This window comes from Maritalea myrionectae DSM 19524 (genome assembly GCF_000423365.1).
Lineage (GTDB): Bacteria > Pseudomonadota > Alphaproteobacteria > Rhizobiales > Devosiaceae > Maritalea > Maritalea myrionectae.
Genome location: NZ_AUHV01000003.1, coordinates 693093 through 707032, shown reverse-complemented (window position 1 = coordinate 707032; position 13940 = coordinate 693093). Strand labels below are relative to the sequence as shown.

Here is a 13940-nt window from a genome sequence, read left to right as displayed (position 1 = left end):
CCGAATTCATAAAATGATGAAGGGATGCATTGACGCATTTGTTGTTTTGATCTATTAGTTCGGTAAGTTGACGAATTAATAGAAGTGATTAGATGACCGAAACGGCAAACAATATTCGCAGACTTAATAAATGTAATGTTTTTGAAGTGATTGCCCATGAAGGGCCAATCTCTCGCGCTGCTATTGCAAAGCGCTTGGGCTTGTCCAAACAAACGCTTTCTGAAGTTGCCAAAGAGCTGGAGAGTGAAGGCTGGGTGCAGCAGGTGGGGCTGGAGCGCGGCAATGTGGGCCGCGCTGCGATGAATTTTGAGGTGGTGCCCGATGCGGCCTTTGTGGCTGCGGTGGATTTGGGGGGCACCAAGGTAAAAGTGGCGGTGGCCAATCTGGCTTGCCAGATTTTTGGCGAGGCGACGGAACCAACTGATCCCAAAGGTGGATTGGATGTGGTGCGCCAAATTGCGCGCCTTTGTCGTCAGGCGATGGCTGAGCATGATCTGGACCAAGATCGGTTGCGGCTTGCTGTTGTCGGCGTGCCCGGGGTGCCGGATGCGGCAACCGGGGCGGTGAAGATGGCGCCCAATATCGCCATGTTGGATGAGATTGATTTTTCCGGCGAGCTTTCCAAAGCGCTTGGGTTTGATGTGGTCATCGAGAATGACGTGAACCTTGCGGTGCTCGGTGAGCATTGGGGCGGCGTGGCTCAGCATGTGGATGATCTGGCCTATGTTGCCCTGGGCACGGGTATTGGTGCGGGCATCATTTTGAATGGCGAATTGGTGCGCGGCAAGCATGGCGGAGCAGGCGAACTTGGCTATCTGCCGTTCGGTGCGGACCCGTTTGAAGATGCATCTTTGCGCCAAGGGGCGTTGGAGCGCGTCACCGCGACAGACGCCATGCGCGACTACTATTTTGAGCTGACGGGCGAAAAGATTGAAGTGCCGGAAATATTTAATCGGCTTGATGAAGATGATCTGGCCGTCAAAGTCATTGATCGCACGGCGCGGGAAACAGCGCGGGCTTTGGCCGCGATCTGCGCTTTGATGGACCCGGAGCAAATTGTTTTTGGCGGGTCTATTGGCCGTCGTGAGGAATTGTTCACACGGATCAAAGCCCAGTTTGCCTTGATCACGCGGGAACCTGTTGAACTTAGCATTAGTGAATTGGGCGGCAAAGCCGCCCTTATTGGCGCAGCCTCCCTAGGCCTGAGCCACGTGCACGCCACCCTTTTGGCGGGTGGCGTGCCGGGCGCTGAAATCACTTTGCCACCAGCGAAACTTGCCAATTTGGGGGTCGTTTCCAATGGCTAAAACAATGCCTGACTTCCGCTCATTCCTGGACGAAAACCAAGCTGTTGATTTGTTGCGCGGTGCTGTGGCCCGCGAGAGCATCACCGGCAATGAGGCGAACTTTGTTGACTATTTGCAAAACGAAATGAGTGCACGTCAGCTTGGCCCAGTTGTGGAAGAATTTTTGCCCGGCCGCCCCAATATCTTTGGCAAGCGCCAAGGCAATGGCGGCGGTTCAAACCTTTTGTTTATCGGCCACACTGATGTGGTGCATGTGGAAGGGTGGCGCGAACATTGGCAAGGCGATCAGCGCGAAGATCCATTTGGCGGCGCCATTATTGATGGTGAAATGTGGGGCCGGGGCACTGGCGATTTAAAGGGCGGCATTTGCACCAGTCTCGCCGCGCTGGATTTGATTGATAAGGCAGGCATCACGCTTAAGGGCGATGTGAGCTATGCCTTTATCGGGGACGAAGAAAGCGGCGAAGAAGGCACGGGCATTAGTGCTGGGATTGACCATCTGACCCAATCACAAGAATTCCTGGACGGGCATAAGCCAGACTTCGCCGTTTATGTGGAACCCACGCAATTGCAAGTGTTCCCAGCGCAGATGGGCTTTTTCATTGCCGACATTAGCATCAAAGGCAAAACCGCCTATTTCGGCGTGCCGGAGCAGGGTATTGATGCGCTGAAAGCCAGCCATCGCGTGATGAAAGAGATTTGGGACCTGTCGGACCAGATGGGTGCGGCAGCTCATCATGATCTGGTGGGCGATGCCTTTATCCTGATCACCAAGATTGAGGGTGGCGGTTATATTGCGGTGCCGGGCGCATGCAAATTGTCGCTTATTTGCAAAGTGCTGCCGGGACAAAGCCTTAATGAGGCCGTGGCTGCCTTGGAAGCAGCCATTGAACGCGGCATTACGGACACCGGCTGCAGTTTTGACATTTCATATCCCGCAGGTCGGGACCATACATTCGGTGGATCGCCCACAGACATCGATCGGTCGAACCCGGCGATTGCGCAATTGTCGCAAGCGCTCGCGGCGTCCATGCCTGAACGCGGCACTGTTAATGGGGCGCCATATTGGTCTGAAGCACCGTTTCTGATCGAGCGGCTGGGATGCCCAACTGTTTATTGCGCGCCGGGCAATATTGCGAACTGCCACACCTTGGAAGAGCGCATTTCAATCAATGAATATTTGGCCGGGATAACGGCCTTTGCAGCATTCATCGTCCGCTATTGCGGCACGGTTGAATAAATTATGGAGGAAGGAACCATGATGAAACTTAGTAAACTTACAGCAGCGGGGGCTTTGGCCACCTTGTTGATGACAAGCGCGACATTTGCGCAAACAATCGGCCCGAACGGCGAAACCGCCACACCTTCGCAAGAAGTTGTTGTGGCAGATAGCGACGTGCAGACCCTAAAAGACGGTGGATATAAGGCCGCGTTGGTTTGGCACGATCAGTCAGATTTTGTGAATGCGGTTACCGAAGGGGCGACCGACGAATTCACCCGCTTGGGCATTGAAGTTGTGGCAACAACAAATGCAGGCTTTGACACTGCGAAACAACGCTCTGACATTGAGACGGTCATGACCAAAGAGCCAGACATCATTTTGGCCTTGCCACTTGATCCTGTGGCGTCAGCGGCAGCGTTTAAAGAGGCTGTTGATAATGATGTGCAATTGGTGTTTTTGTCCAATGTGCCATCTGGCTTTGAGCATGGCGCGCAATATGCCTCCATCGTGACCGATGATTTGTTTGCCATGGGCAAGCAAGCGGCTGACGCTTTGGCGGCTGACCTGGGTGAAACAGGCAAAGTGGGTTGGATCTATCACGACGCGACTTACTATGTGACCAACCAGCGCGATAATGCGTTTAAGTCGACCATTGAAAATGATTATCCAAATATGGAAATCGTTGCGCAGGCGGGCATTTCTGATCCTGCACGGGCGGAAGATATTGCCAATGCGATGTTGTTGAAGCATCCAGATCTGGCTGGCGTTTATGTGACCTGGGCTGGTCCGGCGGAAGGCGTATTGTCTGCCTTGCGCGCCAATGGCAACAAAACCACCAAAGTGGTGACGCTTGATCTATCTGAGCCAATCGCGCTGGATATGGTGCGCGGCGGCAATGTTGCGGCGATTGTGGCTGATGAAGCCTATGAGCTGGGCCGTGCCATGGCCGCCTCTGCTGCCCGCGGGTTGCTGGGCCAAGATAGTCCCGCCTTTGTGGTGGCACCTGCGGTGACCGTCAATGCTGACAATGTGTCCGAAGGTTGGATGCGCTCGCTGCACCGCGACGCACCTGAGAGCTTGACCAAGTAATTTAGGATGTGCCGGGCTTTCTGCCCGGCACGCCATCCATCCTAAACAAAGGAAATTATGATGTTTCGTACATTTATGACGGCGGCATTGCTTGTCGCTGCGTGGCCTGCTTTTGCCAACGACCAGCCGACTACTGTTGGTCCAAATGGTGAAACGCCCACACCTGCGGCAGAAATTGTTTTGACTGATGCACAAGTCGCGGAAGTCGCTAAGGGCTCATATAAAGCCGCTTTGGTTTGGCACGAGCTTTACGATTGGTCGAACGCGGTAGCCCAAGGGGCGAAAGATGAATTTGAACGGCTTGGCATTGAAGTCGTTGCAGAAACCGATGCGGGCTTTGATCCTAGTCGGCAAAAGTCAGATGTGGAAACTGTGATGGCGCGAGAGCCCTCAATCATTGTTTCACTGCCGATTGATCCAGCCTCCGCTGCCGGTGTTTATGGCATTGCACGAGATGCCGGCGTCAAGCTGGTCTTCATCGATAATGCTGTTGAAGGTTTTGTCCATGGTGAGGACTATGTGACAGTTGTGTCAGCTGACCTTTTCCAAATTGGCAACAAGGCGGCTATCGCTTTGGCTGAACAGCTGGGTGGCAAAGGCGAAGTGGGCTACATGTTCCACGATGCCAATTTCCCGGTCACTAACCAGCGTGACCAGGCGTTCAAATGGACAATTGAAAACCAATATCCTGACATAAAAATTGTCAGCGAAATGGGCATGACTGATCCGGCCAACGCTGAGGATATCACCCGTGCGATGCTGTCTCGGAATCCAGATATTGATGGTATCTATACGCCTTGGGCGGAGCCAGCTCTGGGCGTATTGTCTGTGTTGCGCCAATATGGCGATAGCGACACCAAAGTGGTGACGATCGATCTGAATGAACCTGCCGCTCTTGATATGATTGGTGGCGGCAATATCAGTGCAATCGTTGCAGATGAGGCCTATAATATTGGTGTTTATGCGGCGCGGTCAGCAGCCTTAAGCTTGCTTGGGCAATCGGTTGATCCATTCTTGGTTGTTGATGCCTTGGCTGTGGGCCCCGATAATGTTGCAGACGGTTGGATGCAATCGCTACATCGCGATGCACCTGAGAGTCTCACCAAATAACACTATTCATCGCGCCGCGCCTTGGTGGTGCGGCGCGTCAAATGGCTTGTCGATGCGGGGAGGGACCGCGCATCCAGCGAAACGGATTTTATGATGCAATCGACCATGCAAACATTACGACAGCTAAATTTATCGCAGTATGTCGTTTATATCGGCTTTTTGCTGATCTTTCTTTTCTTTGCGATCACGCTTGGTGGCGACGGGTTTTTAACTCAACGTAACCTCACCAATATCGTGCTGCAAACCGCGCCGATCACCATCATGTCTATTGGCTTGGTGTTTGTGTTGGCCGCGGGGGAAATTGATCTTTCTTTCGGCTCCATTGTGGCGGTCGCAGCGCTCGGCAGCGCCGTTGTTTTGGGCGACTATCCGCTTTTTGTCGGCGTTTTAGCGGGCCTTGGCATCGGTTTGGCGATCGGCTTTTTTAACGGGGTATTGGTGGCCTATCTGCGGTTGCCGTCATTTCTTGTGACGTTGGCGACGATGGGGCTTTTTGCGGGTGTTGCCCGCACGATGACCGATCTACGCTCGGTGCCGGTGCTCAATGAAAGCTTCGTCAATATGTTCGGCTCAGGCTCCCTATTTGGGGTGCCCTCCCTGGTGCTTTGGACAATCGGCGCGGTGGCGCTGGGGCACTTTGTGTTCCGGGAAACCAAGTTTGGTGCCCATGTGTTGGCCACAGGTGACAATGCCCGCGCCGCGCAAGTGACGGGCATTAAAGTGCCGCATGTGCGCTTGTTGGTGATGATGATTTGCGGCGGCCTCGCCGGGTTGGCTGGGCTTCTTTATGCCGGACGGTTGCAAGCGGCGCGCTATACGCTGGGCGAAAGCGATTTGATGACCGTGATTGCTGCGGTGATCATTGGCGGCACAGCGCTCAAGGGCGGCAAGGGCACCATTATCGGGGCGCTGGTTGGCTCTTTGATGATGGGCATGTTGAACAATGGCCTGATTTTGATGGGCCTTTCCGTATCTGACCAAATGATTGTCAGAGGCGTGATTATTTTGATCGCGGTGGCGATTTCGCTACGCGACGTGAACAATTGAGGTAAGCCATGTTTTTAGATCTTTTGCGGCGACGTAACCCCAAATTTATCGAAGCGGCCATGGCGTTGCATCAAGAGGGCAAAATCCCCGCGAACGCCTATGTGTTGGATTTGGACGCGGTTGAGCACAATGCCAAAATCTTGCGCGCCGAAGGCGACAAGCTGGGCATGAAAGTGTTTGCGATGACCAAGCAGGTCGGGCGTAACTCGGCCTTTTGCCAAGCGTCGATGCGCGGTGGTGTCAACCAGGCCGTGGCCGTGGATGTGGCGTGTGCTGTGGCGTGTAAGCGGGCGGGCATGGATATTGGTCATATCGGCCATTTGGTGCAGGTGCCAAAGTTTGAAGCGGATATGGTGGCCAGCTATTTGCAGCCGCACTATTGGACCGTGTTCAGCCTTGAAAAAGCGCAAGAAGCGGCGGCAGCAGCCCACAAGGCTGGGCGTGTGCAAGATATTCTGGTGCGCATCAAATCTGATGGTGATGTGTTTTATAAAGGTCATGAGGGCGGCATTAAAGCGAGCGAGATCGTGGAGTTTGCCCAAAAGGTGGACGCGATGGATGGCGCACATTTTGCGGGCATCACCACGTTCCCGGCCTTGTTGTTCGATCAGGATACACACGACGTAAAACCCACGCCGAACCTGACCACGCTGGAAAATGCAGCGGCGGCGCTGATTGATGCCGGGTTCACCGACATTGAAATCAATGCGCCGGGGACCACGTCCTCTGTGGTTTTGGAAGCATTGGCGAAGGCGGGCGCGACCCAGTGTGAGCCGGGCAATGGTTTGCATGGCACCACGCCATTGCATGCAATCAAGGATTTGCCGGAGCTGCCCGCTGTGCTCTATCTCAGCGAGCTGTCGCATCTGCATGAAGATAAAGCCTATTGCTTTGGCGGCGGGCTTTATATTGATCCGGTGTTCCCGGATTATGATGTGAAAGCCTTGGTTGGCGGTGCGCCAACTGTGGATGATAAGGCACTCGCCAGCGTCGATATTCCGCCCACCACCGCGATTGATTATTACGGCATGATTGATTGCACGGGCAGCGTTCAGCCCAAGTCAGGCGACAGCGTTGTGTTCGGCTTCCGCGGGCAAGCGTTTGTGAAGCGTGCCTATACGGTTGGCGTCTCCGGCATTTCAACAGGCAATCCAAAGGTCGAGACCATTGAGAATATCTTTGGTCAGGCCGAAAATTGGCCAAATCTGAGGTAGCATGATGGATCTTTCAAACACTCAAGCTGCCGATGTGTTGCAGCTTAAAAATATTCACAAAGCCTTTGGCGGCGTGGTGGCGATTGAGGACTTTTCCCTCAATCTCAAAGCCGGTGAAATTGTTGCCCTTGTCGGCGACAATGGGGCAGGTAAATCGACGCTGATCAAAATCATTTCCGGCGTGCATACGCCCACATCGGGCACCATTGCCATTGATGGGCAGCAGACCAGCTTTAAAGATGCCACCGAAGCCCGCGCTGGCGGGATTGAAGTGGTGTATCAGGATTTGGCGCTGGCGGATGAGCAAGCCGTTTATATGAACATGTTTTTGGGGCGCGAGAAAACCAAAGGGCCGTTTGGTCAGTTGGACCGCAAAGGCATGGTGCAGGAAACCGAAGATTTGGTGAAAGAGCTTGATGTGCGCATCCCATCGGCCAAAACCACGATCCGCAATTTGTCTGGCGGTCAACGGCAGGGCGTGGCCATTGCCCGCGCCACTCATTGGGCGACTAAGCTGGTTTTGTTGGATGAGCCAACCGCCGCGCTCGGCGTCGCGGAAACGGCCAAGGTGGAGGAAAATGTTGCGGCATTGCGCGAGCGCAATTTGGCGGTGTTGATCATCAGCCACAGCCTTGACCAAGTGTTCCGCTTGTCCGATCGGATTTGTGTGTTGCGGCGTGGCCAACAGATTGGTGTGCGCGAAACAGCCAAGACCGACAAGAATGAAATTGTCTCGATGATCACCGGCGTATAGATCCCTCGGGGTTCCCTAACCCACGCCAATTTACCCACAATCATCAGGCATCAAGCCGCGCCATGTTGTCGTCATGGCGCGGTTTTTTTATGCCAGCGCGAAGGGCGACTATTTTGGCGTTGGTGTCATTGATGCACCGGCATTAGCCGCCGGTGCTGCAATTCAATTAGTTGGCGGCCGGGAGCTTCTTTTTCGGGTCGAAGAATGGGATGGGCACGACAACGCCGCCGCGTGTTTCGCCGAGTTTGTCGACGATCAGCTCGGTGCCAATGTCTGTATGCTCGACGCTGAGCATGCACAGAGCGATGTTCTTTTCCAATCGCGGAGAATAGACCGCTGAGGTTACTGTGCCGACCTGGGCGCCATCCTTCATAACCGGCCAGAAGAAATCGTTGGTCCCCACGAAGGGGACGCCCTCGATCTCCAGCCCAACAAGCCGCTGTTTAACACCCTTTTCCTTGATCCGGGCCAGCGCCTCTTTGCCGATGAAATCGGCTTCAATGTCGACGTCAACCAAACGGTCGAGGTTCAGCTCGAAGGGGTTGTTCGCAAGGGTCATATCCGCATGATAGGACAACATGCCCGCCTCGATCCGGCGAATGCCAGAGGTGTGGCCGGGTCTAAGGCCCATAGAGTAGCCTATATCAAGGAGATATTCCCAAAGTCGGCCCCCCGCAGATCCGTCGCGCAGGTAGATTTCGTAGCCCAACTCGCTGGACCATCCGGTGCGGGAGATGATGAGGGGGACACCATGCCAGTCATATTCCATGAACCGGAAATATTTCAGCTTGGTCGGTTCCTCACCGAAGCAGGCGCGCAGGATATCGCGGGATTTGGGGCCCTGAAGCTGAAGCGGGGAGACATCTGGCTCGGACAAATGGACATCCATGCCCGCATTCACTGCCACGCCGCGCGCCCAAAGCAAGACATCACTATCGGCAATCGAGAGCCAGAAATGATCCTCGGCCAGTTTGAGCAATATCGGGTCATTGATGATCCCGCCTTCCTGGTCGGTAATCAGCAAGTATTTGCACTGACCGACTTCACATTTGGACAGATCGCGTGAGCAAATATATTGGGTGAATTTGGCTGCATCTGGCCCGGTGATTTCAACCTGTCGTTCCACCGACACGTCTGCCAGAGTGGCGTGATTGATCAGGTTCCAGAAGTTTTGTTCCGGATCGCCGAAATCGCGCGGGATATACATGTGGTTATAGACCGAAAAGCCCTTGGCACCCCACCGCAAAGCCGCGTCTGAATAGGGTGATTTCCGGACCTGTGTGCCAAAGCTGAAATGTGCAAACTCTAGTTCGTGGGCCATGATGTATATCCAATCATAAGGTAAAAGGTCAGCCTTGTTGGCGGACCAGATCGCGCAGTTCGTTTTTCCTGATTTTTCCGGTGGAGGTTTTGGGCAGTTCGCCAAAAACAACTTTCTTTGGTCGCATATATCCCGCAAGCCGCGCCTTGGCGTGGGCAAGCAACTCCATTTCGGTTGCTTCGCCGGACAGCTCAATAAAGGCGCAGGGCACTTCGCCCCATTTTTCGTCGGGCATTGCCACCACGGCAACAAGACTGACGGCAGGGTGGGCATAGAGCGCTTTTTCGACCTCAATCGAAGAGATGTTTTCGCCGCCTGATATGATGATATCTTTGGATCGATCACGAATGTCGATATAGCCATCAGGGTGCTGCACGGCGATGTCGCCAGACCAGAACCAGCCGTCTTTGAAGGCCTTAGCGGTTTCCTCGGGCGCCTTGAGATAGCCCTTCATGACGATATTGCCGCGAAACACGACCTCGCCCAGGGTTTCACCATCCCACGGGACGGGGATGCCTGTCTCGGGGTCCAAAACCAGTACGTCTTCCTCCAGCTCATAGGCGACACCCTGACGAGCCTTCAGATCGGCTTGTTCATCAGGTGGCAGCGCGGCCCAGCCGGGCTTTTCAGCGCAGACGACAGCGGGTCCATAGACTTCGGTCAGGCCATAAACATGGGTGATGGAGATCCCCATTGCCTCCATATTCTTGATCACGCTTGCCGGGGGCGGGGCGGCTGCGGTCATCATTTTAATATTTTGCGGAAAGGCGCGTTTTTGCGTGGCACCGCTGATCATCGACATGATGATCGGGGCGCCACAAAGATGGGTCACGCCATGATCGGCAAATGCATCATAAATCGCGTCCGCTTTGGGCGAGCGCAGAAACACATGGGTTCCGGCCAATAGGGTGATTGTCCAAGGAAAGCACCATCCATTGCAGTGGAACAGTGGCAGCGTCCAGAGGTAAACAGGATGGTGGGGCATTTCCCATGTCACCACATTATTGACCGCGTTGGTCCATGCGCCGCGGTGGGAATAGACCACGCCTTTGGGCCGACCCGTGGTACCGGAAGTGTAGTTCAGCGCAAGGGCGTCCCACTCGTCATCGGGCAGCGTGTAGGGGAAATCCGGGTCGCCTTCTGCCAGCAGATCGTCATAGGTCAGTGCGCCGATCCGGTCGCCGCCCGGGCCTTCACTGTCTTCGATGTCGATGATCAAAAGATCGCGACCCGACTGGGCCACAGCCTCGGCCGCCATTGCGGAAAACTCAGTATCGACAAGCAATATTTTCGCTTCGCCATGATCAAGAATATAGGCGATGGTTCCCGCATCCAGTCGTGTGTTGTTTGCATTCAACACCGCGCCCAGCATGGGCAATGCCAGCGCACATTCCAGTGCCTCAGGGATATTTGGTGCGATGAGCGCAACGGTGTCGCCTTTGCCAACGCCGCGCTTGGCCAGGGCGGAAGCGAGCCGCTTGCAGCGCGCGGCAACCTCTCCCCAATTACGCCGGACGCGCCCGTGAATTTGCGCCGGTAGCTCCGGGTGCACACGCTCTACGCGCTTGAGGATCGAAACCGGCGATAGGGCCGTAAAATTGGCTGCATTGCGCGAAAGTTCTGGCCCGTCGTAGATCATTCGCCGGTCCAATCTGGCATGGGTTCCTTGCGGGTGAAGGCGTCGATGCCTGCTTCTGTGTCTTTTGCCATCATGTTTTCCGCCATAATGCGGCCCGCAAAGGCGTAGGCCTCCTCCAGTGGCATTTCGAGCTGCTCATAGAAGGCGCGCTTGCCGATTTTGACCGCGGCGGGCGATTTTTCGGCGATGATACGCGCTAAGTCCATGCTTGTTTTTTCAAGGTCCGAGAGCGGCACAACACGGTTTAAAAGGCCCATTTCGGCCACCTGGGCCGCGGGCAGGAATTCTCCCATCAGCAGCATCTCCATGGCCATTTTGCGGGGGACATTGCGCGACAGGGCGACCATGGGCGTGGAGCAAAACAGGCCGATATTTACCCCTGAGGTGGCGAATGTCGCGTCTTCGGCGGCCACCGCAAGATCGCAGGAGGCCACGAGCTGGCAACCTGCTGCGGTGGCAATACCTTTAACCTCAGCGATCACGGGCTGCGGCAAGCGTACGAGGCGCAGCATCATTGCTGAGCATGTGGCAAATAGATCTTGAAAATATTGGAAGCCACCGTCCTCGTCCGCGCGGTGCGTGGACATTTCTTTGAGATTATGGCCGGCACAAAAGTGGCTTCCGCCGCTCCGCAGGATCACAACTTTGACACTGCGGTCAGCCGCGATATTGTCCAACTCTTCTGACAGGGACGCCATCATTGCTTCAGAGAGGGCATTGATTGATTTGGGTGCATTCAGGGTCAAGATGGCAATGCCATCCTGGTTTGATCGCACGATAAGGTTTTTGTTTTCCAGTGTACCGTCCATGACCTACTCCAAACTGACCCAAGCCATTTCCGAGGTGTTGATCCCTCGGCACATATTTATCACGGGCGTCCGGCATGCATATTTGGCCACTGGCGCCGTCATGGGTGGGAATCTCGAGGTAAAATTGATTGCCCCACGTCCAGATCGGCGCGGCCAAATCCGGGGACCTTTAAACGCGGAGTGAATTGCGTAAAAATCGAATTGTTGGAGGTGACATCGATAATTGCCCGCTCGTCCTGCTGCGGATCAAAGGCTGCAATTGTGTCGAGGTGCTTTCCCCGAATGGGCGCAGAGGCTCCAGCCGGGTGTGCGTATTCTTGGTCGCAAAATGTGTTGTCCATCACCACATTCCTCCCTTGCGATCACGGTGTAATTATTGTAACTCGATAATTACATTCTCACAAGGTAAAATTATGCATCTGGAACGCCTCGCGTGCATTCTCGAAATCGTAGGTCAAAAGGGCGAAGCCACGGTGGCCGACATTTGTGCCCATTCTGACCTGCCTAAACCGTCTGCCTATCGGCTTGTGCAGGACTTGGTCGGTGTTGGGCTATTGGAACCCGTTGGGGGTGGGTTGTTCACGATTGGCGCCCGCCTGAAGCGGATGACAAATAACGATCAATCTGACCGGGCGCTGTTGGCGCTTATTGGGCCGGCGTTGAAACAAGCGGCCACACAGTTTGGTGTTGCTTTTTTCCTCTCGAGACTGCGCGGGAAGTCCGTGGAAATTATCCATGTTGAAACGCCGGACACTGGAGTGTCCTATCTCCATCCGGGGTTGGGAAAACGTCCCGTGCATGCTTGTTCCTGCTCAAAGGCGGTTGCTGCCTTTTCGCCGGAATTGTTTTTGATTGGTGAGCTGGAGAACCAGTTGCGGGCTTACACCGAGTTTACTGTCACCAATGTCGATGATTTGCAGGCAGAGTTCGAGATTATCCGCCAGCGCGGCTATGCTGAATGTGTTGAAGAAATCGAACGCGGCATGTGTTCGGTGGCAGCCCCTCTCGGGCCAAGCGGCCCAGGGGCCACCTTGTCGATTGGGGCGGCGGGATCCGTGCGGGTGTTCTCGCCTGCGTTCCGCAAAAAAATAGGCCCTCAAGTTACCGAACTTGCGCGCGAGATTTCCACAAGACTGGGCTGGGATATTGAGCAGGATCGGGCGGAGCCCAATCTGCCCTGACGGGGTGCGTTTTCGTGGCGGTCGCTTTGTTGCATGTTTTGGCTATTTGGGTATATGTTTAGGTATTACATAAAGTCAAACCCAAGAAGTCATACTCATGTCGCGCACTCAATCGATCAAAACTGAAATCGCCAAATGGCTTGAAATGCAGATTGAGGCGCTGGGCCCCGGCGGTCGTTTACCGCCCATCCGTGAAATCATGCGGCAGTTTAATACGGCCCAGCGGGTGGTGCAGGCGGTGGTGCAGGAGTTTGTGCAGGACGGCCGTTTGATATCACGCTCTGGATTGGGAATCGTGGTGGCGGATGCATCGGCTGAAGCGGAGGATCATTGGGATGGCGACTTTCTCGTGCTTCACCGCAGTTCAGAAAGTGCGATCGCGTCGAACCTGCTGCGTGAACTGGCGCGTCGATTTCGCGCCCGCGGCATCTCAATGCTGCAAATTGGCTATGAGGATGAGGCGCAGGCTTTGCAGGTTTTGGAACGTATGGGGCGCTTTAAAGCCTGTCTTATTCAGGGGCACTTTCAGCCATTGTCCATTGAGTTCTTGTCGGCATTGAAGACGCACGCGGCTCATATCATTTCAGATGGTGTTTATGTGTCGGGTATTGATGTAGATGCGGTGGGCACTGACTGGCGGGAGGCCGTGTCGCTTGCCTTTTCGCAGCTCAAAGAGCAGGGGCATGAACGCATTGGGTTTTTAACATCAGGGCACTCAGCACGCACTATTGCGATGGCGCGGCGGGAGTTTGAGATTTTACGTCGGTTCGCCACGGAGCCTGATAAATGTCCGTTGATCGCGATTGATGCATTGCCTGGCGATTACACCGCAGACAAGGTGTTTGACGCGCTTGCGCCCTATGAGGTGGCGAAAAGCGAATTGGACATTACCGCTTTAATCACGTGGGGCGTTGTGGAGGGCATTGTGTTGGATCTGGCGCTGACGCGGCTGGGGTTGCGCGCGGGTGAGGACTTGAGTGTGATCATGTTGGGCAGCGTGGATTTCCAGAGTGAGCATCTCAAACGCTTTGACGTGGTGGGCAATAGTGACCAAGCCAAAATCGACACGTTTGAAAACATCATTTTGGCGCGCATTCAGGGTGAAGCGCGTGCGCCGCAAAGCCATTACCTTGAAATTGAAACCATAAAAAATGGCAGCGTCGCGCAAAAATAATGTAATTTGAGTACGACTCGTATTGTTGCGAGTTTTATACTCAAATAGGTTCAGCTTTAACAAAGACCTGATT

General features: G+C 54.5%; 13 protein-coding genes. 9 read left to right on the top strand and 4 right to left on the bottom strand.

The features are described from left to right. Positions 1-92 precede the first annotated feature (92 nt). From G549_RS0109535 to G549_RS0109500, 7 genes are all read left to right on the top strand, one after another. Entirely contained in the window at positions 93-1307 is a 1215-nt protein-coding gene (locus G549_RS0109535; RefSeq protein ID WP_027834842.1) for an ROK family transcriptional regulator, read from the top strand. After that, a complete protein-coding gene (locus G549_RS0109530; protein WP_027834841.1) occupies positions 1300-2547 on the top strand; it encodes a M20 family metallopeptidase in 1248 nt (415 codons plus the stop codon). The genes G549_RS0109535 and G549_RS0109530 overlap by 8 nt, the downstream gene beginning before the upstream one ends. Positions 2548-2568: 21 nt before the next feature. Then, a complete protein-coding gene (locus G549_RS0109525) occupies positions 2569-3618 on the top strand; it encodes a substrate-binding domain-containing protein (protein WP_027834840.1) in 1050 nt (349 codons plus the stop codon). A gap of 60 nt (positions 3619-3678) precedes the next feature. Then, positions 3679-4728, top strand: a complete 1050-nt coding sequence (locus G549_RS0109520; RefSeq protein WP_246778362.1) for a substrate-binding domain-containing protein — start codon at positions 3679-3681, stop codon at positions 4726-4728. A gap of 105 nt (positions 4729-4833) precedes the next feature. Beyond that, positions 4834-5775, top strand: a complete 942-nt coding sequence (locus G549_RS0109510) for an ABC transporter permease (protein WP_246778361.1) — start codon at positions 4834-4836, stop codon at positions 5773-5775. An 8-nt stretch (positions 5776-5783) separates the two neighbouring features. After that, a complete protein-coding gene (locus tag G549_RS0109505; protein ID WP_027834837.1) occupies positions 5784-6989 on the top strand; it encodes an alanine racemase in 1206 nt (401 codons plus the stop codon). 1 nt (position 6990) lies between these two features. Next, complete coding sequence (locus tag G549_RS0109500; protein WP_051213590.1) at positions 6991-7743, top strand: ATP-binding cassette domain-containing protein; 753 nt, start codon at positions 6991-6993, stop codon at positions 7741-7743. A gap of 166 nt (positions 7744-7909) precedes the next feature. On the opposite strand, the gene G549_RS0109495 is transcribed toward G549_RS0109500, so the two are convergent. The 4 genes from G549_RS0109495 to G549_RS21815 form a co-directional block, all read right to left on the bottom strand. Beyond that, complete coding sequence (locus tag G549_RS0109495; RefSeq protein ID WP_027834835.1) at positions 7910-9064, bottom strand: glycine cleavage T C-terminal barrel domain-containing protein; 1155 nt, start codon at positions 9062-9064, stop codon at positions 7910-7912. A gap of 28 nt (positions 9065-9092) precedes the next feature. Then, a complete protein-coding gene (locus G549_RS0109490) occupies positions 9093-10703 on the bottom strand; it encodes an AMP-binding protein (protein WP_027834834.1) in 1611 nt (536 codons plus the stop codon). Next, positions 10700-11512, bottom strand: coding sequence for an enoyl-CoA hydratase (locus G549_RS0109485; RefSeq protein ID WP_027834833.1), 813 nt, complete (start codon positions 11510-11512; stop codon positions 10700-10702). Before G549_RS0109485 ends, G549_RS0109490 begins: the two co-directional genes overlap by 4 nt. Positions 11513-11610: 98 nt before the next feature. Continuing rightward, a complete protein-coding gene (locus tag G549_RS21815) occupies positions 11611-11853 on the bottom strand; it encodes a hypothetical protein (protein WP_156905525.1) in 243 nt (80 codons plus the stop codon). Positions 11854-11925: 72 nt separating this feature from the next. Here G549_RS21815 and G549_RS0109475 point away from each other — a divergent pair, with 72 nt between their 5' ends. Together G549_RS0109475 and G549_RS0109470 are read left to right on the top strand one after the other, a co-directional pair. Further along, positions 11926-12693: an IclR family transcriptional regulator gene (locus tag G549_RS0109475; protein WP_027834831.1), complete on the top strand. Its 768-nt coding sequence runs from the start codon at positions 11926-11928 to the stop codon at positions 12691-12693. A 97-nt stretch (positions 12694-12790) separates the two neighbouring features. Continuing rightward, positions 12791-13867, top strand: coding sequence for a GntR family transcriptional regulator (locus tag G549_RS0109470; RefSeq protein ID WP_027834830.1), 1077 nt, complete (start codon positions 12791-12793; stop codon positions 13865-13867). The last annotated feature ends 73 nt before the right edge of the window (positions 13868-13940 follow it).

What these genes read in the sequence shown, in the direction of transcription:
- G549_RS0109535 (WP_027834842.1), top strand. Translation starts at nt 93, where the DNA reads ATGACCGAAACGGCAAACAATATTCGCAGACTTAATAAATGTAATGTT.
- G549_RS0109530 (WP_027834841.1), top strand. Translation starts at nt 1,300, where the DNA reads ATGGCTAAAACAATGCCTGACTTCCGCTCATTCCTGGACGAAAACCAA.
- G549_RS0109525 (WP_027834840.1), top strand. Translation starts at nt 2,569, where the DNA reads ATGAAACTTAGTAAACTTACAGCAGCGGGGGCTTTGGCCACCTTGTTG.
- G549_RS0109520 (WP_246778362.1), top strand. Translation starts at nt 3,679, where the DNA reads ATGTTTCGTACATTTATGACGGCGGCATTGCTTGTCGCTGCGTGGCCT.
- G549_RS0109510 (WP_246778361.1), top strand. Translation starts at nt 4,834, where the DNA reads ATGCAAACATTACGACAGCTAAATTTATCGCAGTATGTCGTTTATATC.
- G549_RS0109505 (WP_027834837.1), top strand. Translation starts at nt 5,784, where the DNA reads ATGTTTTTAGATCTTTTGCGGCGACGTAACCCCAAATTTATCGAAGCG.
- G549_RS0109500 (WP_051213590.1), top strand. Translation starts at nt 6,991, where the DNA reads ATGATGGATCTTTCAAACACTCAAGCTGCCGATGTGTTGCAGCTTAAA.
- G549_RS0109495 (WP_027834835.1), bottom strand. Translation starts at nt 9,064, where the DNA reads ATGGCCCACGAACTAGAGTTTGCACATTTCAGCTTTGGCACACAGGTC.
- G549_RS0109490 (WP_027834834.1), bottom strand. Translation starts at nt 10,703, where the DNA reads ATGATCTACGACGGGCCAGAACTTTCGCGCAATGCAGCCAATTTTACG.
- G549_RS0109485 (WP_027834833.1), bottom strand. Translation starts at nt 11,512, where the DNA reads ATGGACGGTACACTGGAAAACAAAAACCTTATCGTGCGATCAAACCAG.
- G549_RS21815 (WP_156905525.1), bottom strand. Translation starts at nt 11,853, where the DNA reads ATGGACAACACATTTTGCGACCAAGAATACGCACACCCGGCTGGAGCC.
- G549_RS0109475 (WP_027834831.1), top strand. Translation starts at nt 11,926, where the DNA reads ATGCATCTGGAACGCCTCGCGTGCATTCTCGAAATCGTAGGTCAAAAG.
- G549_RS0109470 (WP_027834830.1), top strand. Translation starts at nt 12,791, where the DNA reads ATGTCGCGCACTCAATCGATCAAAACTGAAATCGCCAAATGGCTTGAA.